The 23,528-nt window shown below is 70.7% G+C and carries 22 protein-coding genes; 8 read left to right on the top strand and 14 right to left on the bottom strand.

What is annotated here, in order from left to right; translation table 11 throughout:
• Positions 1 to 4: 4 nt before the first annotated feature.
• From BAY60_RS05010 to BAY60_RS05005, 3 genes are all read right to left on the bottom strand, one after another.
• Positions 5 to 928 (bottom strand): bifunctional helix-turn-helix transcriptional regulator/GNAT family N-acetyltransferase, encoded by a 924-nt coding sequence (locus BAY60_RS05010; RefSeq protein WP_112279612.1) that lies wholly within the window; start codon positions 926 to 928, stop codon positions 5 to 7.
• Between the two features lie 208 nt (positions 929 to 1,136).
• The gene (locus BAY60_RS36995; RefSeq protein ID WP_170160308.1) at positions 1,137 to 1,283 is read right to left on the bottom strand and encodes a hypothetical protein; all 147 of its coding nucleotides are present in this window, start codon (positions 1,281 to 1,283) and stop codon (positions 1,137 to 1,139) included.
• Between the two features lie 210 nt (positions 1,284 to 1,493).
• Entirely contained in the window at positions 1,494 to 2,690 is a 1,197-nt protein-coding gene (locus BAY60_RS05005) for an ATP-binding protein (RefSeq protein ID WP_112279611.1), read from the bottom strand.
• A 175-nt stretch (positions 2,691 to 2,865) separates the two neighbouring features.
• Here BAY60_RS05005 and BAY60_RS05000 point away from each other — a divergent pair, with 175 nt between their 5' ends.
• Together BAY60_RS05000 and BAY60_RS04995 are read left to right on the top strand one after the other, a co-directional pair.
• Complete coding sequence (locus tag BAY60_RS05000; protein WP_245992413.1) at positions 2,866 to 3,876, top strand: glycerophosphodiester phosphodiesterase family protein; 1,011 nt, start codon at positions 2,866 to 2,868, stop codon at positions 3,874 to 3,876.
• Between the two features lie 127 nt (positions 3,877 to 4,003).
• Positions 4,004 to 4,615: a DoxX family membrane protein gene (locus BAY60_RS04995; protein ID WP_342769747.1), complete on the top strand. Its 612-nt coding sequence runs from the start codon at positions 4,004 to 4,006 to the stop codon at positions 4,613 to 4,615.
• 15 nt (positions 4,616 to 4,630) lie between these two features.
• Here BAY60_RS04995 and BAY60_RS04990 read toward each other — a convergent pair whose 3' ends face one another.
• From BAY60_RS04990 to BAY60_RS04980, 3 genes are all read right to left on the bottom strand, one after another.
• Complete coding sequence (locus BAY60_RS04990; RefSeq protein ID WP_112279609.1) at positions 4,631 to 5,446, bottom strand: ABC transporter permease; 816 nt, start codon at positions 5,444 to 5,446, stop codon at positions 4,631 to 4,633.
• Positions 5,443 to 6,435, bottom strand: a complete 993-nt coding sequence (locus BAY60_RS04985) for an ATP-binding cassette domain-containing protein (protein WP_112279608.1) — start codon at positions 6,433 to 6,435, stop codon at positions 5,443 to 5,445. Before BAY60_RS04985 ends, BAY60_RS04990 begins: the two co-directional genes overlap by 4 nt.
• Before the next feature lie 92 nt (positions 6,436 to 6,527).
• The gene (locus tag BAY60_RS04980) at positions 6,528 to 7,859 is read right to left on the bottom strand and encodes an acetyl-CoA C-acetyltransferase (protein ID WP_112279607.1); all 1,332 of its coding nucleotides are present in this window, start codon (positions 7,857 to 7,859) and stop codon (positions 6,528 to 6,530) included.
• A 93-nt stretch (positions 7,860 to 7,952) separates the two neighbouring features.
• Between BAY60_RS04980 and BAY60_RS04975 the strand changes: the two genes are divergently transcribed.
• Both BAY60_RS04975 and BAY60_RS04970 read left to right on the top strand, forming a co-directional pair.
• Entirely contained in the window at positions 7,953 to 9,296 is a 1,344-nt protein-coding gene (locus BAY60_RS04975; protein ID WP_112279606.1) for a 3-oxoacyl-ACP reductase, read from the top strand.
• Between the two features lies 1 nt (position 9,297).
• Complete coding sequence (locus tag BAY60_RS04970; protein ID WP_112279605.1) at positions 9,298 to 10,200, top strand: MaoC/PaaZ C-terminal domain-containing protein; 903 nt, start codon at positions 9,298 to 9,300, stop codon at positions 10,198 to 10,200.
• Here the strand turns inward: BAY60_RS04970 and BAY60_RS04965 are convergent.
• Positions 10,193 to 10,846 carry a TetR/AcrR family transcriptional regulator gene (locus BAY60_RS04965; RefSeq protein WP_112279604.1) on the bottom strand — a complete coding sequence of 218 codons (654 nt, stop codon included), beginning with the start codon at positions 10,844 to 10,846 and terminating at the stop codon, positions 10,193 to 10,195. The genes BAY60_RS04970 and BAY60_RS04965 overlap by 8 nt on opposite strands.
• Before the next feature lie 87 nt (positions 10,847 to 10,933).
• Between BAY60_RS04965 and BAY60_RS04960 the strand changes: the two genes are divergently transcribed.
• On the top strand, positions 10,934 to 11,494 hold the full coding sequence (locus BAY60_RS04960) for an SCP2 sterol-binding domain-containing protein (protein WP_425466443.1): 561 nt from the start codon (positions 10,934 to 10,936) through the stop codon (positions 11,492 to 11,494).
• A gap of 4 nt (positions 11,495 to 11,498) precedes the next feature.
• Here BAY60_RS04960 and BAY60_RS04955 read toward each other — a convergent pair whose 3' ends face one another.
• Positions 11,499 to 11,984: an FxsA family protein gene (locus BAY60_RS04955; protein ID WP_112279603.1), complete on the bottom strand. Its 486-nt coding sequence runs from the start codon at positions 11,982 to 11,984 to the stop codon at positions 11,499 to 11,501.
• A 68-nt stretch (positions 11,985 to 12,052) separates the two neighbouring features.
• Between BAY60_RS04955 and BAY60_RS04950 the strand changes: the two genes are divergently transcribed.
• Positions 12,053 to 13,432 carry a pentapeptide repeat-containing protein gene (locus tag BAY60_RS04950; protein WP_112279602.1) on the top strand — a complete coding sequence of 460 codons (1,380 nt, stop codon included), beginning with the start codon at positions 12,053 to 12,055 and terminating at the stop codon, positions 13,430 to 13,432.
• Here BAY60_RS04950 and BAY60_RS04945 read toward each other — a convergent pair.
• Genes BAY60_RS04945 through pdhA form a run of 3 tightly spaced genes read right to left on the bottom strand, consistent with a single transcriptional unit; the run spans position 13,426 to position 17,082 of the window.
• Positions 13,426 to 14,817, bottom strand: coding sequence for a dihydrolipoamide acetyltransferase family protein (locus tag BAY60_RS04945; RefSeq protein ID WP_112279601.1), 1,392 nt, complete (start codon positions 14,815 to 14,817; stop codon positions 13,426 to 13,428). The genes BAY60_RS04950 and BAY60_RS04945 overlap by 7 nt on opposite strands.
• 16 nt (positions 14,818 to 14,833) lie before the next feature.
• Entirely contained in the window at positions 14,834 to 15,874 is a 1,041-nt protein-coding gene (locus tag BAY60_RS04940) for an alpha-ketoacid dehydrogenase subunit beta (protein WP_112279600.1), read from the bottom strand.
• Positions 15,874 to 17,082, bottom strand: a complete 1,209-nt coding sequence (gene pdhA, locus BAY60_RS04935) for a pyruvate dehydrogenase (acetyl-transferring) E1 component subunit alpha (RefSeq protein ID WP_112279599.1) — start codon at positions 17,080 to 17,082, stop codon at positions 15,874 to 15,876. The genes BAY60_RS04940 and pdhA overlap by 1 nt, the downstream gene beginning before the upstream one ends.
• Positions 17,083 to 17,450: 368 nt before the next feature.
• On the opposite strand from pdhA, the gene BAY60_RS04930 reads away from it, so the two are divergent.
• On the top strand, positions 17,451 to 18,863 hold the full coding sequence (locus BAY60_RS04930) for a M20/M25/M40 family metallo-hydrolase (RefSeq protein ID WP_211330186.1): 1,413 nt from the start codon (positions 17,451 to 17,453) through the stop codon (positions 18,861 to 18,863).
• A 22-nt stretch (positions 18,864 to 18,885) separates the two neighbouring features.
• On the top strand, positions 18,886 to 20,142 hold the full coding sequence (locus BAY60_RS04925) for an aminotransferase family protein (RefSeq protein WP_245992329.1): 1,257 nt from the start codon (positions 18,886 to 18,888) through the stop codon (positions 20,140 to 20,142).
• A gap of 83 nt (positions 20,143 to 20,225) precedes the next feature.
• On the opposite strand, the gene BAY60_RS04920 is transcribed toward BAY60_RS04925, so the two are convergent.
• From BAY60_RS04920 to BAY60_RS04910, 3 genes are read right to left on the bottom strand one after another with little or no spacing between them, the layout of a single operon-like run.
• A complete protein-coding gene (locus BAY60_RS04920; protein WP_112279597.1) occupies positions 20,226 to 21,506 on the bottom strand; it encodes an ABC transporter substrate-binding protein in 1,281 nt (426 codons plus the stop codon).
• 17 nt (positions 21,507 to 21,523) lie between these two features.
• Positions 21,524 to 22,618, bottom strand: coding sequence for a branched-chain amino acid ABC transporter permease (locus tag BAY60_RS04915; RefSeq protein ID WP_245992328.1), 1,095 nt, complete (start codon positions 22,616 to 22,618; stop codon positions 21,524 to 21,526).
• Positions 22,618 to 23,514 (bottom strand): branched-chain amino acid ABC transporter permease, encoded by an 897-nt coding sequence (locus BAY60_RS04910; protein ID WP_112279596.1) that lies wholly within the window; start codon positions 23,512 to 23,514, stop codon positions 22,618 to 22,620. The genes BAY60_RS04915 and BAY60_RS04910 overlap by 1 nt, the downstream gene beginning before the upstream one ends.
• Between the last annotated feature and the right edge of the window lie 14 nt (positions 23,515 to 23,528).

Below are 23,528 nucleotides of genomic sequence, written 5' to 3'. Positions count from 1 at the left end.
GCCGTTACAGGTCGCGGCGCCACACCTCGGCCACCAGGTCGCGGCCCCAGCTGCGGTGCGGCTCGCTGCCCGCGAGCTCGAACCCGGCCCGCCGGTAGATCTGGCGTGCCGTGGTGAGGATGCTCTGCGTCCACAGCTCCATCGACCGGTACCCGGAGGCGCGGGCGAAGGCGAGGCACTCGCCGACGAGCCGCTTGCCGACCCCGGAACCGCGCGCGCTGGGCTCCACGAGCAGCAGGCGGAGCTTGGCGGTGTGCTCGTCGCCGCCGGGCACGCAGAAGACCGAGCCGACCGGGGCGCCGTCCAGCTCGGCGATCCAGGCGGCCTGGCGGCCGGTGTCCTCCGCCGTGACGTAGTCGGCGACGATGCGGGCGACCAGCGCCTCGAACGTGGCGTCGAAGCCGTACTCCTGCGCGTAGAGCGTGCCGTGCCGCTGCACCACCCAGCCGTAGTCGCCGGAGCGCGGCGGGCGCAGCACGAACGCGGGACCGCGGTGGTGCTCGCCGAGCACGTCGGTGACCGTGGCCATGGCCGAGAGCAGCCGTCGCTGGTCCTCCTCGGTGAGCTTGCCGAGCAGCTCGCCGATCTGGGCGTCCGTGCGTTCCTCCAGCGCGGCCTGGGTGGCGCGCCCGGTCTCGGTGAGACCGACGGTCTGCCTGCGGGCGTCGGTCTCGGACCGGCCGCGGGTGAGCAGGCCCTGCGACTCGAGCCGAGCCAGGAGCCTGCTGGCATAGCCGGGGTCGAGGCCCAGCCTGCGGCGCAGCTCGGGCACCTCGCGCACATCCTGCTGGGCCAGTTCGTAGAGCACGCGGGCCTCGGTGAGGGAGTGCGGGGTGCCGACAAGGCCCTCGTCGAGGACCCCGATCACGCGCGTGTAGAGCCGGTTGAAGGCGCGGACACCGGCGATGCGTTCCGACGGCTCGTTCATTGACCACCTCAACAACTTCGTTGACTCAGTCAATGATACCGGGATCGCAGGGTGGCGCCACTGAATTTCGGGGCCGGAAATATGGAAACCCCGTGATGCTGCCAGGTCGGGGGTCCGCCAGCATCACGGGGTCATGGGGGGTATCGACGGCGCCTCCGGCGGCGTTACACCCTGAGTTGATTGTAAGCCAGGTCACACCGATCCAGGGTCACCGGCGGCGCGAGCGTGTCTGCGCGATCGCGGTCAGCTCCTGGCGCATCGTCGCGGTGGCGGCGTTGTCGATCGCGCGGTTGATGGCGCGCCGGGTGCGGGCCTCGGCGCGGCGGGCACGGAGTCGGGCGGCGATGTTGGTCATCGGGCGTGTGTCATCCCCTTGGCGTTCTTCTCGGCGATAGCGTGCTACCTCTCCAGTATGTACCTTTTTTCACAAAGTCTCCACTGATCATCCGGTGATGTGCCTTACGCGCCGGAAGATCGTCGGCATACTGGCCCTGTTGCCGGGGAGAATGGTTTGATCGGGGTCTATAGGCGTCTCTAGCTCAGAGTCTAGAAATCCGTAGAAGACTCAATCGTCGAGCCGGCCGAGCAGGTAGTTGCCGAAGTGCGGCACGGTGAACGCGATGTGGCCGCGCTCGGCCGAGTAGACGAGCCCCTTCTTCATGAGGCTGTCGCGGGCCGGTGACAGCGACGACGGCTTGCGCCCCAGGAACACCGCGACGTCCGACGTGCCCGCGCTCTCGTCGCGGCCCTGGGTCAGCTCCGCCATCGCGCGCAGGTACTCGCGCTCGGCCGGGGTCGCCCGCTCGTACCGGGAGCCGAAGAAGCCGACCGCCAGCTCGGCCTCGGCCTCGGGCGCGGCGACGCGCACGTCCTCCTCGGTGATCGGGTTGGACGGCGCCGCGTCCCAGGCCGCCTTGCCGTAGGCCTGGATGAAGTACGGGTAGCCGCCCGACGCGGTGAACAGGGCCTCCAGCGCGTGGGGCGCGATCTCGGCCTCCTCCCGCTCGACGGGCGCCAGCACGGCGCGGTCGGCGTCGGACCTGCTCAGCCGGTCGATCCGGGTGTAGCGGAACAGCCGCTCGGAGTACGACTTCGATGCCGAGAGCACGGCGGGCACGTGTGGCAGTCCGGCGCCGACCACCACCAGCGGGGTCCCGGACTGCGACAGCTCGTGGCACGCGGCGCACAGCGCCGAGACGTCCTCGGGCACGAGGTCCTGGATCTCGTCGATGAGCAGTGCCACACCGGTGCCCACGTCGGCGGCCAGCTCGGCGACGTCGCTGAACAGCTCCACCAGGTCGATCTCGATGTCGCCGGAGTCGGCGCGGCCCTGCGCGGGGGGCACGTCGATGCCCGGCTGCCAGCGGTCGCGCATCTTGGCGTCCGGCCGGTTGGCCTTGAGGGCGAACGCCTTGAGCACGGCCAGCACCTCGTCCACCCGGTCCGGGGCGCGGTGCTTGACGGCGAGGTCGCGGATGGCCCTGTGCAGCGCCGCCGACAGCGGCCTGCGCAGCTCGGCGTCCGGCCGGGCCTCCACCTTGCCCGCGCCCCAGCCCCGCCGGACGGCCATCGAGCGCAGCTCGCCGAGCAGCACGGTCTTGCCCACGCCGCGCAGCCCGGTGAGCACCAGGCTGCGTTCCGGCCTGCCTCGGGCGACGCGTTCGAGTACCACCTCGAACGCCTCCAGCTCCCGCTCGCGGCCTGCCAGCTCGGGTGGTCGCTGCCCCGCTCCGGGGGCGAACGGATTCCGCACCGGGTCCATCGCTACGACACTATTGGGTTTTCTAGGTCCAGCCCGATATTGCGCGAGAAACTCGTATCGGCGTGTCACGCGCGGCCGACATCCAGGGTTCGCCTGGGCTTCACCCGTCCGTGTCAGTGTCGGGCGCGTGACGACGACGAAGCGTGCGCTCGCGACCATCGCGGCGGTACTCACAGTGGTGCTTCTCGGCAGCGGGCTCTCCCCCGCCGGCGCGAAACCGAAGCACACCGACTTCGACATCCAGGCCCACCGGGGCGGCATCGGGCTCACCGTGGAGGGGACGCTCGCGGCGTTCGCCACGGCCATGGAGCTCGGCGTGACCACGCTGGAGCTCGACATCCAGATCACCCGTGACGGGCGCGAGGTGATCACTCACGACCGGAGGATCAACCCGGCCAAGTGCGCCGACACCGCCCCCGTGACGCCGGGAGACCCCCAGTACCCGTACGCGGGCAAGTACATCAAGGACCTCACGTTCGCGCAGGTCCGCACGCTCGACTGTGGCTCGCAGCGGCACCCTGGCCACCCGGACCAGAAGCTCTCCCCCGGAGCGAAGATGCCGACGCTGGCCGAGTTGTTCGCGCTGGCGCGCAGGCACCACGCGTGGCACCTGAGGTTCAACATCGAGACGAAGGTCGAGGCGGCCGCGCCCGAGGAGACCGCCCCGCGCGAGCAGTTCGTGAACAGGGCGATCCGGGAGATCATGCGCTCGGGCTTCGCGCGCAACGTGACCATCCAGAGCTTCGACTGGGGTGCGCTCATGCTGGTGCGCGCGAAGGCCCCGTGGCTGCCGGTGGTGGCGCTGACCCAGCCGGAGTTCCTCCAGGTCGGCCAGCCGGGCCGGTCGCCGTGGCTCGGCGGGCTCGACATCGACGACTTCGGCGGGAGCCCGGTGCGTGCGGTGACCAGCTTCGGAGCCAGCGCGCTCTCGCCCGTGCACGGCAACCCGCAGGGCGGCGCGGTGGGCGACCCGGACTACGTGCCGTTCACCACGAAGGCCCTGGTCGACGAGGCGCACCGGGCGGGGATCAGGGTGGTGCCGTGGACCATCAACGACACGGCGACGATGCACAAGCTCATCGACGACGGCGTGGACGGCATCATCACCGACTACCCCGACCGCCTGCGCGAGGTGGCCGCCGAGCGCGGATTCCGGCTGCCCAGGGCGTACCCGGCCAGGCGCTAGCGGTCCATAGCGCTTTCTAGCTCTCAGGCTAGAGAGGCTTAGCCGAGTGAAGACGGCGAGGAGTGGGTAGTTTCCGGAGCGGAACGATCCCGGCCAGTGAGGGAAGGTCACGATGATTCTCCGCCGAGTGGCTCGCCCGCTCCTCGCCGCAATGTTCATCTCGGGCGGTATCAACGCTCTGCGTCAGGCCGAGGGCCACGCCGAGGCCGCCAAGCCGCTGCTGGACAAGACCGTCGGCAAACAGCCCGAGTCGCTGCCGGACCAGGTGCCCACCGACCCGGTGACCCTGGTCCGCATCGATGCCGCGGTGAAGCTGGTCGGCGGCTCGCTGCTGGCGATCGGCAAGCTCCCCCGCCTGTCGTCGCTCATGCTGCTCGGCAGCCTGGTTCCGACGACGCTCGCGGCTCACTCCTTCTGGGAGGAGAAGGACTCCGGTCGCCGCCAGGAGCAGCAGATCCAGTTCACGAAGAACCTCGGCCTGGCGGGCGGGCTGCTGCTGGCCGCCGCCGACACCGAGGGCAAGCCGTCGGTGGGCTGGCGCGCCAGGCACGCAGTGCGTGACGCGAGCAAGCAGGTCCAGGACACCGCCGAGTCCGTGCAGCGCACGGCGGGCAAGACCGCCGGGAAGGCGAGCAAGAAGGTGGGCAAGGCCGGCAAGCAGGCCGGCGCGCTCACCGGCAAGGCGGGCAAGGTCACCGGTAAGGCGAGCAAGAGCGTGGAGTCCGTGCTCTCCCGGTGACCCTGCCCGACCCCCTTACCTGCTGGCCACCTTCCGGTACCGGGCGGTGGCCAGCGGCGCGAAGATGGCGATGATCGCCACCGAGCTCAGCACCGCGTACAGCGCGGCGTTGTCCGCGGGCCAGCCCGACGGCGCCGCCCAGCCTGCCGGGCTGGCGTTGCCGAACAGGTCCCGCGTGGCGTTGACGGCCGCCGTGAACGGGTTCCAGTCCGCGATCGTGCCGAGCACGCCCGGCAGGCTCTCCTGCGGCACGAACGCCGACGAGATGAACGTCAGCGGGAACATCCAGATCAGGCCCGCGCTGTTGGCGACCTCGACGCTGCGTGACACGAGCCCGATGTAGGCACCCACCCAGGACAGGGCGAACGCGAACAGCAGGATCATCAGGTAGCCGAGGATCGCGTCCAGCACGCTGCCCCGGATGCGCCAGCCGATCAACAGCCCGCAGATCGACATCACGAACAGCACCACGAGGCTGAGCACCTGGTCGGCCGTGGTCCGGCCCAGGATCACGGCCAGCCGCGACATGGGCAGCGACCGGAACCGGTCGATGATGCCCTTCTGGAGATCGTTGGCGAAGCCGATGACCGTGTAGGACGAGTTGAACGCCACCGTCTGCGCGAAGATGCCCGCGATGAGGAACTCGCGGTACTGGCCGCTGTCGCCGCCGGGACCGCCGATGGCGCCGCCGAACACGTAGGCGAACATCAGCACGAACATGATCGGGAACAGCGTCGCCCCGAGCAGCCACTCCGGGTTGCGCCGCACGTTCATCACGTTGCGCCACGTGATGACCCCACTGTCGGTGAGGATCTTGCCTGCCCCGTTCACGATGCGGGCACCTCCTCCTCGGCGCCGTGGCCGGTCAGTGCCAGGAACACGTCGTCGAGCGTCGGCCGGTGCAGCCCGACGTCCTGCACCGTCACGCGCTCGGCATCGAGCAGGCGCAGCGCCTCGACCAGCGCCTTGGGTCCCGTGTCCACCAGCACCTCGACTCTGCGGGAGTGCTCGTCGACGGTCGCCTCGCTCGTGCCCACGCTCTCGAGCACGCGCACGGCCGCCGGGATCTGTTCCTGCTCGGCGACGACGAGGTTGAGCCGCTCCCCGCCGATCTGTGCCTTCAGCTCGTCGGCGGTGCCCCTCGCGATCACCTTCCCCTTGTCGATCACGACGATCGAGTCGGCGAGCCGGTCGGCCTCCTCCAGGTACTGCGTCGTCAGCAGCACGGTGGCGCCCGTCGCGACGAGCTGCTCGATCACCTCCCACATGTCGATGCGCCCGCGCGGGTCCAGCCCGGTGGTCGGCTCGTCGAGCACGACGACGCTCGGCTCGGCCACCAGTGCGCCGGCGAGGTCGAGCCTGCGCCGCATGCCACCCGAGTAGCCCTTCGCGGGCCGGTCGCCCGCCTCGTCGAGCTGGAACCGGCGCAGCAGCTCCCGTGCGCGCTCGCGCGCCTCGGCCTTGCGCTTGCCGTACAGCCTGCCGACGAGATAGAGGTTCTCGAACCCGGTCAGGTTCTCGTCCACGGCGGCGTACTGGCCGGACAACCCGATCGAGCGCCGTACCCCGTCGGGATCGGCGAGCACGTCGTGCCCTGCCACCTCCGCCTCGCCCTCGTCCGGCCTCAACAGCGTGGTGAGGATCCGGACCGTGGTGGTCTTGCCCGCGCCGTTGGGCCCCAGCAGTCCCAGCACCTGTCCCGTCGGGATCTCCAGGTCGACCCCGTCGAGCGCGCGCGTCGAGCCGTAGCTCTTGACGAGCCCACGGGCGCGCACGGCGACGCCGGACTGGCCCCCCATGCCTCTGTCTGATTCGGACATGGCGCCAGCCTAGGAGGGACCACCGACAATGTCGTGGGATTTAGAGGACGCGGGGGCCTTTCGGCCTGGCGCGTTCGAGGGGTGGGGCGGGGCTACTTCTCCAGGATCGCCGTCACTCCCTGGCCTCCCGCGGCGCAGATGGAGATGAGGCCCCGGCCCGAGCCCTTCTCGTTCAGCAGCTTCGCGAGGGTGGCGACGATGCGGCCACCGGTCGCGGCGAAGGGGTGGCCCGCCGCCAGTGACGAGCCGTTGACGTTGAGCTTGGCCCGGTCGATGGAGCCCGGAGGTGCGTCGAGCTCGAGCCGTTCCTTGGCGAACGTCGGGTCCTCCCACGCCTTGAGCGTGGCCAGCACCTGCGAGGCGAAGGCCTCGTGGATCTCGTAGAAGTCGAAGTCCTGCAGCGACAGCCCCGCACGGGCGAGCATCCTCGGCACCGCGTAGGCGGGTGCCATCAGCAGGCCCTCCTCGCCGTGCACGTAGTCCACGGCGGCGGTCTGCGAGAACGTCGTGAGGTAGGCCAGCACGGGCAGGTTGTGCTTCTTCGCCCAGTCCTCGCTGGCGAGCAGCACGGTGGACGCGCCGTCGGAGAGCGGCGTCGAGTTGCCCGCCGTCATCGTGCCCTCCGGCCCGCCGAACACGGGCTTGAGCTTGCCCAGCTTCTCGGCGCTGGAGTCGGGGCGCAGGTTCTGGTCCCTCGTCAGCCCGAGGTAGGGGGTGACGAGGTCGTCGAAGAAGCCCCGGTCGTACGCCGCGGCGAGCCGCTGGTGGCTGGTGGCGGTCAGCTCGTCCTGCTCGGCCCTTCCGATGTCCCAGGTGCCTGCCGTCAGCGAGGCGTGCTCGCCCATCGAAAGGCCGGTGCGTGGCTCGGCGTTGCGCGGGATCTCCGGGACGATGTGCCCCGGCCGCACCTTGGCCAGCAGCTTCAGCCGCTCTCCCATGCTCTTGGCCGCGTTGAGCCGCACGAGCAGCCTGCGCAGGCTGTCGTTGACGGCCAGCGGCGCGTCGCTGGTGGTGTCGACGCCGCCCGCGATGGCCGAGTCGATCTGCCCGAGCGCGATCTTGTTGGCGACGTTGATGATCGCCTGGAGCCCGGTGCCGCAGGCCATCTGCACGTCGGAGGCGGGCGTCGCGGGCGAGAGCCTGCTGCCCAGCACGCACTCCCTGGCGAGGTTGAAGTCCCGGGAGTGCTTGAGCACCGCACCCGCGGCGACCTCGCCGATGACCTCCCCCTGCAGGGCGTAGCGGCTCACCAGGCCGTCGATGGCGGCCGTGAGCATGTCCTGGTTCGACGCCTGCGCGTAGGGGCCGTTCGAGCGGGCGAACGGGATGCGGTTGCCCCCGACGATCGCGACCTTGCGTACGGTCGCGGACCTGCTCCTGCTCGACCGGGACCGGCCGCCGCCGGACTTCTGCGCTGAGGTCATGGCTCCTCCTGTGCTCGTCGCGCCCACTCGGAAGTGTAACCTACTCGCCAGTAGGTTAGGCTGGGGCTGCACACTCGGTATGGGAGGCACCCGATGGCGGACAAGTACCAGCGCTTCACCAAGACACCCGTCGGCAAGTTCCTGGTGCCCAGGCTGGGCCTGCCGAACCCGCCCACGCTCCGGCGCTACCGGCCGGGGCAGCCCGCTCTCGATGGTCCCGCACTTCTGGGCGCCGCGCCGGGCGGACGCCTGGAGAAGGCGCTGTCCGCCCAGCTGGACGCCGCGGGCATCGAGGTGCTGAGCACCCCCGCCGACGACGTGCGGTACGGAGCGCTCGTGTTCGACGCGACCGGCATCACCGAGCCCGCGCAGCTGCGGGAGCTGCACCGCTTCTTCCACCCGGTGATCCGCAAGGTGGGCGCGTGCGGCCGGGTCGTGGTGCTGGGCACCCCGCCCGAGCAGGCGCAGGGCCGCGAGCTGATCGCCCAGCGCGCGTTGGAGGGCTTCGTCCGCTCGGTCGGCAAGGAGCTCAAGCGCGGCGCCACGGCCCAGCTCGTCTACGTCGGCCAGGGCGCGGAGGACGCCACGGAGTCCACGATGCGGTTCTTGCTCTCGGCCAAGTCCGCGTTCGTCGACGGCCAGGTGATCCGCGTCGGCACCGGCGGGGTCACCACCGCCCCTGCTCCGGAGAGCTGGGAGCAGCCGCTGTCCGGCAAGGTCGCGCTCGTCACCGGCGCCTCGCGGGGCATCGGCGCCGCCATCGCGGAGGTGCTCGCCCGCGACGGCGCCCACGTGGTCGCCCTCGACATCCCGGCGCAGGGCGCCGACCTGTCGCGGGTCGCCAACGACATCGGCGGCTCGGCGCTGCAGCTCGACATCACGGCCGCCGACGCCCCGGACAAGCTCGCCGACCATCTCACGCAGCGGCACGGTGGCGTCGACATCGTGGTGCACAACGCGGGCATCACGCGGGACAAGACGCTCGGCAACCTCACCGAGCAGGGCTGGGACTCCGTGCTCGGCGTCAACTTGGCCGCGCAGCTCGCCGTGAACGACACGCTGCTGTCGCGCAAGGTGCTGCGGGACAACGGCCGGATCATCGGCGTCTCGTCCATCGCGGGCATCGCGGGCAACGTCGGCCAGACCAACTACGCCACCAGCAAGGCGGGCGTCATCGGCATGGTCGCCGAGGGCGCGCCGCGGCTAGCCGAGCACTCCGGCACGATCAACGCGGTCGCGCCCGGGTTCATCGAGACCCAGATGACCGCCGCGGTGCCGGTGGTGATCCGCGAGTTCGGACGCCGCCTCTCCAGCCTCGCCCAGGGCGGGCTGCCGGTGGACGTCGCCGAGACCATCGCCTGGTACGCCAACCCGGCGTCGGCCGCCGTCAACGGCAACGTGGTGCGCGTCTGCGGCCAGGCGCTGTTGGGAGCGTGACATGACGGTCAGGGAACTGCGGAGCACGCCGAGCCTCGCCGGCCTGTACCCCAAGGCCGCGCTGGGCAGCCTGCGCAGGAGCGGCGGGCAGGCACTGCCGGACACCGAGTACGTGCGCACCGGGGTCGTCGCCGACCCGGCGCACGTCGCCGCCTACAACCGTGTGTGCGGGTTCCGGCTCGCCGACGAACTGCCCGCCACCTATCCGCACATCCTCGCCTTCCCGCTGCAGATGGCGCTGATGACGCAGCCGGACTTCCCGTTCCCCGTGCTCGGGATGGTGCACGTCGCCAACCGCATCACCCAGCACCGTGCGGTCCGCATCGGCGAGGCGTTCACCCTGCGGGTGCGGGCGGAGAACCTGCGCCCGCACGAGAAGGGAACCCAGTTCGACGTCGTCAGCGAGGCCGTCGTCGGGGACGAGACCGTGTGGACCGACGTGAGCACCTACCTGCGGCGCGGGGGCGGCTCGGGCGGTTCGAAGGGCAGGGCCGCCCAGCTGGCCAAGCCGTCGCCGAGCGCGATCTGGCACGTTCCCGGCGACATCGGCCGCCGCTACGCCGAGGTGTCCGGCGACCGCAACCCGATCCACCTGCACCCGCTCACCGCCCGGCTGTTCGGCTTCCCGAAGGCCATCGCGCACGGCATGTGGACCAAGGCACGCAGCCTCGCCGCGTTCGAGGGCAGGCTGGGCGAGTCCTACACGGTGGACGTGCGGTTCCAGCAGCCGGTGCTCCTGCCCGCGAAGGCCGCCTTCACCACGTGGCCCAGCGACGAAGGGTACGAACGCAGTGGCGCGGAGCGTCTCCGTGGGGGGCGGCGGCCGGGTGACGGGTGGGCCTTCGAACTGTGGCACGCGCGCAAGCCGAAGCCGCACCTGAAGGGCACGGTCAGGTTTACCTAGGCCGCCAGACGTCGCCCTCCACGAGGTCGTTGAAGCCGAGCCAGATCAGGTTCATCAGCCACGAGGCGAGCACGGCGTCGGAGACGTCGGAGTGGTCGAGCCACCAGTCGGCAAGCGACTCGGCCGCGCCGACGAGCGCGGCGGCCAGCCCCTCGCCGGAGAACTCGGCCTGCTCGGCGAGCCCCTTGCGCGAGCCGGCCGACACCACGAGCGCGGAGACCAGTTCGATGGCCCTGCCACGCAGCGCGTCGACCTCACCGGCGAAGGGGCCTCCGACGGTGAGCGCCTGGCGGTGCAGGACGGTCCAGGAGTCGCGGTACTCGGAGACGAACCCGTAGAACGAGCGCAGGCCGTGCCACAGCTGCATGTCCGGTGGCAGGTCCGGCTTGATGCCTGCCTGCACGGCCTCCAGGAGGCGGCCAGCCTCCCTGCGGATGCAGTGCAGGAACAGGTCCTCCTTGGCGCCGAGGTAGCTGTAGATCATCGGCTTGGAGACGCCCGCGACGTCGGAGACCTCGTCCATGGATGCCGAGTGGTAGCCGTGCCGGGCGAAAACCTCGACGGCAGCGTCGAGGATCTGCTTCTCCCGCACCGCGCGGGGAAGCCTTTTAGCCCGTTCGGGCGAGCGCCGTACATCCTCCGTCACCGCAACCTCCTGTCCGGAGGAAACGCTACCTGTTAGGCGAATCAGGCTCGTGTTGCCGGGTTAGCTACCGCTGAGTAGCCTGACGCCGTGTCCTCCGAAAGTGCGTTGGACCGATTCGCGCGGCACATCGACGTCCGGGCGCTGTCCACCGAGCAGTTCGTTCGGCTCCTGGAGACGCTGTGCATGCTCGACACGGCGGGAGCAGGCATCGAACTGCGCTCGCTGTCGACGGAGGTGCTGGTCGACATCGTCGCCAAGGCGTCGAAGGACCAGATCAGGGCCATCGGGCAGCACCCGGAGCTGCGCGCGGTGTTCCTGGACGAGATCTTCCGGCGGATGTCCGACCACTTCGTGCCGGAGAAGGCGCGCTACGTCAGCCTCGTGGTCGGCTGGCGCTTCCCGAACGGCGGCGACGAGTTCGACCGGTTCCAGACCGTGATCGAGGACGGCATGTGCGTGTCCAGCGCCGACTGCGGGCGCGACCCCGACACCACGATCACCGTCGCCGTGGACGACTTCATCCGCCTGGCCACCGGCAACGCGGCGGTGGCGGCCATGTTCGTCACCGGCAAGGTCAAGGTGAAGGGCGAGTACGCGCCGGCCGTGCGGCTGTCCGGCTACTTCGACATCCCCAAGCCGCCCGGGTAACGCCTCACGGCGAGTCGATCACCGGCCGCTGCCCCGGTGGCGGGTCGTCACCGGGCCTGCGCTCGTCGACCACCTCGCTGTCGACGACGATCACGTGACCCTGAGCGCGCATCTGGTCGCGCATGCGGTCGTGCATCATCGGGGCCCTGCGCTCGATGCGGCGCAGCCAGGACCGGCGGACGACGCTGCGCGTGGGCGGCAGCAGCAACAGCAGGCCTGCCACGTCGGTGACGAAGCCGGGCACCAGGATGAGCACGCCGCCGAGCCCGACGAGCATCCCGTCGGTGACCTCGTTGTGGGCGGAGCGCCCCGAGCGGGCCGTCGTCATGAAGGCGCGGGCCGCCTTGCCACCCTCGCGCCGGGCGAGCCACGACCCGGCGAACGCGCCGAGCAGCAGCAGTCCGAGCGTGGGCAGGAAGCCGATGAGCGACGCGACCGCCCACACGGCGGCCACCTCGGCGACCACGTACAACAAGAACAAGACGGCCATACCTGAACAACGCAGGGACGTGCCGATTTGCTCCCGCGGACCCGGAAGGGACGCTAACGTCGCCGGTCGTGTGGAGCTGGCTCGGTCACGGCAACCCGAAGGCGATCGCCGGTGTCACGGCCGCCGTGTTGCTGGTCCTCGTCGTCGTCGGGCGTCTGGCGCGGCACTCGCGTGGCGCGATGGCCGGGTTCCGCCCGCCGGGTCAGCAGGTCCGGCGCAGCCAGGCACCATCCGGCCGGATCGCGGCCACGATCACGGGCTGGATGCTCGTGGCTGTCCTCGTGGCGGCGGGCACCGGATCCGGTCTGCTCTGGCTGCTCGGCTGGCCCACCTTGCCACCGGTGGCCGCGTTCGACACCTCGCAGGTGCTGGAACTGCTCAAGATCGCTCTCGCTGTCGTGGCCGGACTCGGTGGTGTGGTGCTGCTGGCGGTGAACCTGCGCAGGCAGCGGGTCACCGAGGCCGAGCACGGCCTCGCGCGCGGCCGCGACGAGCGGGAGCGGGAGCAGGTGTTCAACGAGCGGTTCGGCACGGCCGCTGAACAACTGGCTCATGAGAGCGGGGCGGTGCGCCTCGCCGGGGTGTACGCGATGTCCGGGCTGGCCGACGACTGGGTGGGTAATCGACAGGCCTGCGTTGACGTGCTGACCGGATACCTTCGCCTTCCCGTGAGCGAGGACGACGTCGCCGAGGCCAAGGTGAGGGAGACGCTGCTCCGCGTCCTGTGGGGACGCTTCGGCCCCGACGGAACGTGGCGGCACCTTTCGGTCGATCTCAGCGGAGCCCGGTTCACGGACGCGGACCTCTCCCTGCTGAACATCCGGGGCGAGGCGCGCTTCGACGGTGCGGTGTTCGACGGCGACTGGACGGTCGCCGGAGTGGCTGCGGACGCGGCGAACTTCTCCGGCGCGTGCTTCCGCGCTGCACAGACGGTTGCCGAAATCGCCTTCTCCATGGTCGACGTCACGTTCGAGGGTGGTGAGCTGCTGTTCGACAGCGACCGCATGAGGGGCCAGCGGTTCCGGTTCGTCGGCTGCACGTTCACCGGGGTGGTGATCGCGGTGACCGGGGAAGAGAACAGGCAGGGCGAGGTGGTCTTCGAGGGCTGCGGCTTCGTGGACTGCACGTTCGACTTCACCCGGCTGACGTCCCGCAGGCGCGACGATTCCGGAGGCGAACCCCGTTTCGGCGTCTACGAGTCCACGCTCAACGAATGCCTGATCGACCTGCGCACCGCGCACCAGGGTCGGCATGCGCTGTGGCTGGTCGACTCCGAGCTACGGGATGTTCGGTTCGGCGTCGAGCAGTACGGCGTCGATCGACCCAAGCTCCTGAACGTGCGCCGGCCGCGGCTCATCGGCACCGAGTTGCCGGAGCGGCACACCCGAGTCCGCGGTGCGCCGGAGGAACCGGATCCCTCCGGCGCACCGCGGAGCGAGCGTCAGTAGGTGATGGCCTGCGCCGGGTCGGCGAGCAGCGCACCGACGTCGGCGAGGAACTGCGAGCCCTGCTGGCCGTCGACCACCCGGTGGTCGAAGCTCAGCGACAGCTGCATCACCTTGCGCACGGCCAGCTCGCCGTCCACCACCCACGGCATGTCCCTGATCGCGCCGAGCGCCAGGATCGCCGACTCGCCGGGGTTGATGATCGGCGTGCCGGTGTCGACGCCGAACACGCCGACGTTGGTGATGGTGAACGTGCCGTGCAGCATCGCCTCGGGCGGCGTCTTGCCGTCCCTGGCTGTGGTGGTCAGCTCGTCGATGGCCTGGGCCAGTTCCACGAGCGAGAGCGCATCGGCGTCGCGGACCTTGGGCACGACGAGCCCGCGCGGCGTGGCCGCTGCGATCCCGAGGTGCACGTAGTCCTTGAAGACGATCTCGTTCGCCTCGTCGTCCCACACCGCGTTGACGTCGGGGGTGCGTCGTACCGCGAGGCACACGGCCTTGGCCGCGAACGCCAGCGGGGTGAGCTTCACCCCGGCGAAGGCCGGGCTGCTCTTGAGCTTCGCGCGGAACTCCATCATCGGCGTGACGTCGATGGTGAGGAACTCCGTGACGTGCGGTGCCGTGAACGCGCTGGAGACCATCGCCTGCGCGGTGGCCTTGCGCACGCCCTTGATCGGCACGCGCCGCTCCCGGGCACCCGGAGCGTGGGCGGGAGCCGCGGCGGTCGCCGTCGTCTCCGGCTCGGCCGCCCGCTGCACGTCCTCGCGGGTGATGACCCCGCCCTCGGCGGAGCCGATGACCTGGCGGAGGTCCACCCCGAGCTCCTTGGCGAGCTTGCGCACCGGAGGCTTCGCCAGCGGCACGTACTCCGGTGCCGAGCTCCCCAATGTGGCATTCGTAGCGTCAGACTTCCCCAATGTGGCATTCGTAGCGTCAGACGCCACAAATGTGGCATTGGGGAGCTTGCGGGGACGGCGCTTGGCGACCACGTTCTTGGAGCCGTAGCCGACAAGGGGTTTCATCTCGTCGTCGGCGGGAGCCGGTGCCGCCGACGATCCCGAAGGGGGTTCCTGGGCGACGCCGTTGGTGGCGGGGGCCGCGGGCTGCTCCGTGGCTCCGCCTCCCGAGGGCGCCGAGCCCTGCGGGTCCACGTCGATGGTCATGATCGGCGTGCCGACCTCGACCGTCTGCCCCGGCTCCGCGAGCAGTTCGGTCACCACACCGGCCCACGGGACCGGCAGCTCCACCGCCGCCTTGGCGGTCTCGACCTCCACCACGATCTGGTTGACCTGAACCTCGTCGCCGGGCTTGACCTTCCAGTCGAGGATCTCGGCCTCCGTCAGCCCCTCGGCCGTGTCGGCAAGGGGAAACTGCTTGTACTCAGGCATGTCTGCGCGATCCCCCTCACCAGTCCAGCGCGCGGTCGACGGCGTGCAGCACCCGATCCAGGTCGGGAAGGAAGTGCTCCTCCAGCTTCGCCGGCGGGTACGGCGTGTCGAAGCCGGCGACGCGGAGGACGGGCGCCTCCAGCGAGTAGAAGCACTCCTGCTGCACCCGGGCCGCGATCTCGGAGGTGATCGAGGACTCGGACTGCGCTTCGCTGACGGTGATGAGGCGGCCCGTGCGGCGCACGGACTCGAACACCGGGCCGAGGTCCAGCGGCGAGAGCGCACGCAGGTCGATGACCTCCAGCGACCGGCCCTCCTCGGCGGCGGCCGCGGCCGCGTCGAGGCACACCTTCACCGAAGGACCGTAGGCGACGACCGTCGCCGCGGCGTCCGTGCCGCCCTGCCGGACGACCCGGGAGGCGAACAGCGGGTCCGGCGTCGCCGACGGGTCGACGGGCGCCTTGAGCGCCCCGGAGTGGTAGAGCCGCTTGGGCTCGAAGAACAGGATCGGGTCGTCGCTGGCGATCGCCTGCTGGATCATCCAGTAGGCGTCAACCGGGTTGGAGCAGGAGACGACCTTGAGCCCCGCGATGTGCGCGAACAGCGACTCCGGCGACTCCGAGTGGTGCTCCACCGCGCCGATGCCGCCGCCGTAGGGCACGCGGATCACCACGGGCACCTTCACCTTGCCCTGCGTGCGGTAGTGCAGCTTCGCCAGCTGGCTGGAGATCTGGTCGAAGCCGGGGAAGATGAACCCCTCGAACTGGATCTCGCAGACCGGGCGGAAGCCGCGCACGGCGAGGCCGACGGCGGTGCCGATGATGCCGGACTCGGCCAGCGGCGTGTCCAGCACGCGCTGCTCACCGAAGTCCTTCTGCAGGCCGTCGGTGATGCGGAAGACGCCGCCGAGCTTGCCGACGTCCTCGCCCATCACGATGACCTTGTCGTCGGCCTCCATCGCGGCGCGCAGGCCCTGGTTGAGCGCCTTGCCGATGGTGAGGTTCTGCACGGCTGAGGCGGGACCCTCGACGGGGTGGGACTTCACGGGCGCGGCCATCAGTGCTCACCTGCCTCGGCGAATCCGGAGAGGTAGGCCAGGTACTCCTCGCGCTGCGCGTCCAGCTGCGGCGAGGGCTCGGCGTAGACGTTGGCGAACACCCGCTCGGGCGGCGGGTCGGGCATGTTGAAGCAGAAGTCGCGCAGTTCGGCGGCGAAGCTGTCGGCCTCGGCCTGCACCGCCTCGAAGAACGCCGTGTCGGCGCCGCCGGTGCGGGCCAGGTGCGCGCGGACCCGCTCGATCGGATCCTTGTGCTTCCACACCTCAAGCTCGTCGGAGAGCCGGTACCGCGTGGGGTCGTCGGTGGTGGTGTGGGCGTCCATGCGGTAGGTGAACGCCTCGATGAGCACCGGCCCGTTGCCGTGCCTGCACTCGTCCAGCGCCCAGCGGGTCACCGCGAGACAGGCGAGCACGTCGTTGCCGTCCACGCGGATGCCGGGGAAGCCGTAGCCCCGTGCCCGCTGGTAGAGCGGCAGCCTCGACTGGCGCTCGGTGGGCTCGGAGATGGCCCACTGGTTGTTCTGGCAGAAGAACACCACGGGCGCGTCGTACACGGCGGCCCACACGAAGCCCTCGTGCACGTCGCCCTGGCTGGTGGCGCCGTCGCCGAAGTAGACGATGGTCGCCTCCCCGTCGTCGTCGCCGACCTTGCCCTCGAACTTCTGCCCCATGGCGTAGCCGGTGGCGTTGAGGACCTGGTTGCCGATGACGATCGTGTACGGATGGAACCCGTGGGCCTTGAAGTCCCAGCCGCTGTGGTCGGTGCAGCGGAAGATGCCGAGCAGCTCGCGGAAGTCCACGCCACGCGTGTACGCCACGCCGTGCTCGCGGTAGCTGGGGAAGGCCATGTCCTGCGGCCGCAGTGCCCGGCCCGAACCGATCTGGGCCGCCTCCTGGCCGAGCAACGGCACCCAGATGCCGAGCTGGCCCTGCCGCTGCATCGCGTTGGACTCCCGGTCGCCTCTGCGGACCAGCACCATGTCCCGGTAGAGCCCACGCAGCGCCTCGGCGTCGATGTCGGCGACATAGGGGTCGAACATGGCCGACGAAAGGCGCTCGCCTTCGGGGTTGAGCAGCTGAGTCAGCTCAGCCCCGCCTTCTGTTGTTGCTCGCAAACCCGCAATCACCTGTTCTGGAGTCGGTTCCGCCGCTGTCGCGGCCGGTCCGGCGCCAGGCTCCGGGCGCGTCCACTGTTCGGGGGACGACATGCGCTTCTCCCTTTTGGTGTCGTGCCGCGCGACCACTTGTGGCGGCCACGGCGGCGCACCGGCGGCACCACGTACGCATCGGGTCCGAGCGCTCGGGTGTCCGTCGGCGGTGACGGTTCACGTCGCCATCCTGGCATGGACGGGGCCGCTCTGGAGAGGTTCCGAGTCCGATTCGTTGCCCGGAATCGGTAGCTGAGCTGCGGAAACGCTTGGACTACCTACCGTGCAACCGCCGAAAGTCGGTCGTGGGAACGGGCGTTAACCTGGACCGCCGCCCGGCGTCCTTCCGGGTGAGACCCGCTCGGGGAGATCGACCGCAGCAGGCACTGTGACGTGCACCACAGGGGGTCCGTGTCACGATCGGGGGCATGGACTCACGGGTGCTGCGGGAGCGGGTGCGGCAGGTGTGGGCCGGAGACGCGCTGGGCGGGCTGTCCGAGTTCGTGACCATCCCGGCGCTGTCCCCGGCCTTCGACCAGGCCTGGGCGGCGAACCGGCAGCTGCACGCCGCCGTCGAGCTGGTGCGGGCGTGGCTGGCCGAGCGGCCCATCGCCGGTGCGCGTGCCGAGGTGGTGGAGCTGCCCGGCCGCACGCCGGTGCTGCTGCTCGACGTGCCGGCCAGAGACGCCACCAACCCGGAGACCGCGGTGGTCTACGGCCACCTCGACAAGCAGCCGCCCGCGGGCGAGTGGTCGCCCGGGCTCGGCCCGTGGACACCGGTGGTGAAGGACGAGCGGCTGTACGGCAGGGGCGCGGGCGACGACGGCTACGCCGCCTACGCCGCCGCCGTCGCACTGGAGGCGCTGCACGCCGCGGGCGGACGGCACGCGCGCACGGTGGTGCTGCTGGAGACCGGCGAGGAGTCGGGCAGCCCCGACCTGCCCGCCTACCTGGACGAGCTTGCCGGGCGGCTCGGTCCCGTCGGCCTGGTGATCTGCCTGGACATCGCGGGCGCCGACCACGAGCGGCTGTGGCTGGCGAGCTCGGTGCGCGGCATCGCCTTCCTCGACGTCACCGTCCGCGTGCTCACCTCCGGCGTGCACTCCGGGCACGGCAGCGGCATCGTGCCCAGCTCGTTCCGGGTGCTGCGCCAGCTGCTCGACCGCATCGAGGACGCGCGCTCGGGCCGCATCCTGCTGCCCGAGCTGGAGACAGCCCTGCCGGACGGGGCAGCCGACGAGATCCGCACCGGCGTGGCCGAGGGGTTCCTGACCCCGAGACTGCCGGTGGCCGACGGCGTGCGGCTGGTCAGCGACGACCCGGTGGAGCTGGTGCTCAACAACACCTGGCGGCCCACACTCTCGGTCACCGGCGCGGACGGGCTGCCACCGCTGCTCGACGCGGGCAACGTGCTGCGCCCGTACACCGGCCTCAAGCTCAGCTTCCGGCTGCCACCCACCGTCGACGCCCCCGCCGCGCTCGCCGCCGTGGAGAAGGCGCTCACCGCCGACGTGCCCTCCGGCGCGCAGGTCGAGCTGGCCCGCGCCGAGGCCGCCGACGGCTGGAGCACCACGCCGCGCGCCGCGTGGCTCACCTCGGCGCTCGACGAGGCGAGCGCCGAGGTGTTCGGCGCGCCGTGGCGGTCGATCCCGCTCGGCGGGACCATCCCGTTCCTCGGGCTGTTCGGCCGCGCGTACCCCGACGCGCAATTCGTGGTCACCGGGCCGAGAGGACCCGGCAACAATGCCCACGTGCCCGACGAGTGGCTGCACCTGCAGCAGACCGAGCGGGTGACCGAGACGGTCGCCCGCATCCTGCACGCCCACGCCACCGCGCGCTGAGTGACGACGGAGAGGAGACACAGTGGAGACCCGGCTCTGGCACCCGTTCGCCAACATGGCGGAGGTCAAGGACAAGCCGTTCCTGGTGGACCGCGCGGAGGGCGTGTGGATCTACGACACCGACGGCACCCGCTACCTGGACGGCACCGCGGGGCTCTGGTACTGCAACGCGGGCCACGGCAGGGCCGAGATCGTCGACGCCACCGCCGCGCAGATGCGCCGCCTGGACAGCTACTTCACCTTCGGCGACTTCAGCAACGAGCCCGCCGAGCGGCTCGCGACGCGGCTGTCGGAGCTGGCGCCGATGGAGCAGGCGCGGATCTTCTTCACCACGGGCGGCGGCGAGTCGGTGGACACCGCGGCCAAGCTGGCGCGGCTGTACTGGGCGCGGCGGGGTGAGCCGCAGCGCGTGCACATCGTCAGCAGGCGGCACTCCTACCACGGCACCAACGGCTTCGGCACCAGCCTGGCCGGCATCGAGGTGAACCGCGACGGCTTCGGGCCACTGCTGTCCGACGCCACGCGCGTCGCCCACGACGACGCCGAGGACCTGAGGGCGGCGATCGAGCGGATCGGCGCCGAGAACATCGCGGCGTTCTTCGCCGAGCCCGTGATCGGCGCGGGCGGCGCCCGGCCGCCGGAACCCGGCTACCTGGAGGCAGCCGCGAAGATCTGTGCCGAACACGGCATTCTCTTCGTCGCCGACTCGGTGATCTGCGGGTTCGGCCGGGTCGGCGGCTGGTTCGGCGTCGAACGCTGGGGCCTGCGGCCCGACCTCATCACCTTCGCCAAGGGCGTCACCAGCGGCTACCTGCCGCTGGGCGGAGTGGCCGCCGCCGGGCACGTCGCCGACGTCTTCTGGGAGGCGCCCGGCAGCCTCGTCGCGCACGGGCCCACCTACTCGGGACACCCGACGGTCGCGGCGGCGGCGCTGGCCAACCTCGACATCCTCGAACGCGAGGACCTGCCCGGGCGGGCGGTGGAGCTGGAGCGGCCGCTGCTGGAGGCGCTGCTGCCGCTGCGCGAGCATCCCGCGGTGGCCGACGTCCGTGGTGGCGTCGGCCTGATCGCCGCCGTCGAACTGGACGGCGAGCTGCTGGCCGAGCACAAGGGCATCGCCGCGCGCATGCAGCTGGCCATCCGCGAGCGCGGGCTGATCGTGCGCGTGCTCGGCGGCTCCACGCTCGTGGTCTCGCCGCCGCTGATCATCACCGAGGACGAGATCGGTGTGCTCGGCAAGACGATGGCCGAGGGCATCGACGCCGTCCTCGCCGGCTGAGCGGGCAGCGGGCGCCGCGACCGGGTGGCCGCGGCGCCCGCTGTGCCCGTTGTGCCCATCGTGTCCGCTGTGCCCGCCGCGGCCTACGGGTTGGCCTTGGTGAACTCGAAGGCCTGCGCCGCATCGGAGCTGAAGTTGTACTTCAGCGTGGCCAGCCCGAACGGCTTGCCGGGGTCGACGCGGAACAGCGTGGTCGAACGCGGCGGGTTGCGCTTGTCGGCGGGCCCGTAGGTGTAGTCGCCGGTCAGCCCGTCGAACGACACCGTGCCCAGCTCCTGGCTCGCCTGCAGGATGCCCTCGCGGGAGAGGTCGCCGCGCTCGACGGCCTTCTCCAGCAACGCCGTCATCGCGCGCGCCTGGTTGTAGCCGAACGCGAAGTAGTAGTCCGGCTGCTGCTGCGGCGCGTACTTCTCCACGCGCTCGATCATGTCGCGCATGCCGGGCACGGAGTCGTCGCCCCACTCGGTGCCCTCGGACGCGATCGTGACGTACTGGCGCATGTACGGCGCGACCGCCGACTGTGCCAGGGCCCCCACGTAGCTCGGTGACTGCGCGTACCACTGGGGCGCGAACCGCGCCTGCGCGGCGGTGCCCCAGATCTTGCCCGCGTCGGTGGGCGTCGCGGTGAGGAACACCATCTCGCAGCCCGCCCCGGCGAGCGCGCCGATCTGGCCGGAGTAGTTCTCGGTGCCCACCTTGAACTTCTGGGTGCTGGCGACGGTGAAGCCCATCCGCTCGGCGGCGAAGTCGATGCCCTGCTGGCCCGCCTCGCCGTACACGTCGTCCTGGATCATCGTGCAGATCCTCGACCGCGGGGAGCCGCCACCCTCGCCGAGATAGTGGTCCATCGCGTTGATCGCCTGGATCTGGTACGGCGCGCCCACGGGCAGCAGGTTCTGCTCCCGCACCCAGAACGCGTCGAGCGACGCGGGCGCGGCGACCATCTTGTCCGACTTCAGCAGCGGCAGCACCGCGAGCGTCGGCGCCGTGCCCAGGATCTGCGTGAACGCCACGACGTCGTTCTTGACCTTGTTGTACTGCTGCACCGTGACATCGGGCTGGTACTGGGTGTCCTCCTGGACGAGTTCCACCTTGTACTTGCCGGCGACGCCGCCCTGCGAGTTCAGGTGGTCGAACCACACCTTGTTGCCCTCGGTGAGCGGCTGCCCGATCACCGCGATGGGCCCGGACAGCGGGCTCAGCACGCCAAGCCGGATGGTGGTGCCGTCGAAGCCGGCGCTGCTGGCCGGTGCGCCCGCCTCGCCGCCGCCCGAGCCGGCCTCGTCGCCCGCGCCGCCGCACGCCGCGGCGAGTAACACCGTCGCGGCGAGTGCCGCGCCGAATCTGAACCGCCTGCCATTCATGACGACGCTCCCTTGCGTTAGTAGGAGAATGGCCACGCCTTGAAGTAGGCCTTGACCCGCAGCCAGATCCCGGCGAGCCCACGCGGCTCGAACACCAGGAACAGCACGATGAGCACCCCGAACAGGGCCTGGTTGAGCGCGAAAACGCTGATGAACCCTTCGCTGCCGACACCGGTGCGCACCCCGGGGATGGCATCGCTGTAGCGGTCGATCAGCGCGGGCAGCGCGCCCACGAAGATCGCGCCGAGCACGGAGCCGAAGATCGTGCCGAGCCCGCCGACGATCACGATCGCGATGTACTGGATCGACAGCAGCAGGTTCCACTCGTCGGGGCTGACGAACTGCTGGTAGGCACCGAACAGCGCGCCCGCCGTGGCCGCGATGGCACTGGAGAGCATGAACGCGCCGATCTTGTACCGGCCCGCGCGCACGCCGATCACCTCGGCGGCCTGGTCGCGGTCGCGCACCGCCTGCAGCGCCCGGCCCGGCCGCGTGCGCACCAGGTTCTTCGCCAGCAGCGCGACGAGCGCCACCAGGCCCCACACGAGCCAGAACCAGCCCTGGTTGCGGGAGTAGACCTCGCCGAAGAGGTTCAGCGCACCGAAGTCCACCGGGCCGAGCGACGCGCCCGCCGTGACAGGCGTGCCCGAGTTGCCGCCGGTGATCCCGGTGAGGTTGCGCCAGAGATGTTCGCCGATGAACACCAGCCCGAGCGTGACGATCGCGAGGTAATGGCCGCGCAGCCGCAACGCGAACGGCCCGACCAGCCCGCCGAGCGCCGCGCCGAGCACCGCCGCGGCCAGCAGCCACACCGGCAGCGGAAGGCCCAGCTCTCCTCCGATGCGCGCCGCCACGTACGCTCCCGCGCCGATGAAGAACGCGTGCCCCAGCGAGATCTGTCCACAGTAGCCGGTGAGCAGGTTCAGGCCGATCGCGCCGAACGCCGTGATGCCCACGTAGATGAGCACCGAGAGCCAGAAGTCGTCCTGCACCACCGTGGGCAGCACGAGAAACACCACGACCATCGCGACGAGCCCGGCGCGGGCGGCCGGGGTGCCGAACAGCCGGAGCTCGTCGGCGTAGCCGCGGACGACGTTGCGGTGCGCTCCCATCAGACCCGCCTCACTTCCTTCGTGCCCAGCAGCCCGTAGGGGCGGATCAGCAGGATGAGGATCATCAGCAGGTACGGCACGATCACCGACACGTTGTCCCCGGCCCACGAGAACAGCTCGTCCTGGTAGCCGCGGGCCAGCGCCTCGGCGAGACCGATCACCAGCCCGCCGAGCACGGCGCCCGCCGGAGAGTCCATGCCGCCGAGGATCATCGCGGGAAACGCGGCGAGCGCGATGAACCCGATCGACGGCGTCAGCCCGCCCGGACCCGCCGCCATGAGGATGCCCGCCAGCGCGGCGAGCGCGGCGGCGATGGCCCACGACGTCGCGTACACCCTGCGGGCGCTGATGCCCTGCGCCAGCGCGGCCTCCGGGTCGAACGCGGTCACCCGCATCGCCAGACCCAGCGACGAGTACCGGAAGAACAGGAAGAAGGCGAGCACGACCGCCGCGGTGAGCCCGATCGTCCACAGGTCCCGCACGCCGAAGACGAGCCCGCCCGCCTCGACGGTGCGGATGTTCCACGGGTTGTTCACCTGCTTGTGCTCGAACCCCCAGATGGCGGTGACGAGCGGTTCGAGGACGAACAGCAGGCCGATGGTGATCATGATGACCGCGAACGGCGGCTGCCCCACCATGCGGCGCAGCACGATGCGCTCGAAGGTCGCGCCCACCAGCGCCGCCGACACGCAGCACAGCAGCACGGCGACGCCGAACGCGACGGCGAGGTTGTTGGAGAACGTGTAGCCGAGGTAGGCGCCGAGCGCGAGCAGCCCGCCCTGCGCGAAGTTGATGACGCCGGTCGACTTGTAGATCACCACGAAGCCCAGTGCCACGAGCGCGTAGGTGGAGCCGAGCGAGAGGCCGGCGAAGCAGTTCTGCAGGAACGCTGTCATCTCGCCGCCTCCGC

Origin of the sequence: Prauserella muralis, from assembly GCF_003202285.1 — a bacterium.
GTDB classification, from domain to species: Bacteria; Actinomycetota; Actinomycetes; order Mycobacteriales; family Pseudonocardiaceae; genus Prauserella_B; species Prauserella_B muralis.
This window is presented reverse-complemented; position numbering and strand designations above follow the sequence as displayed.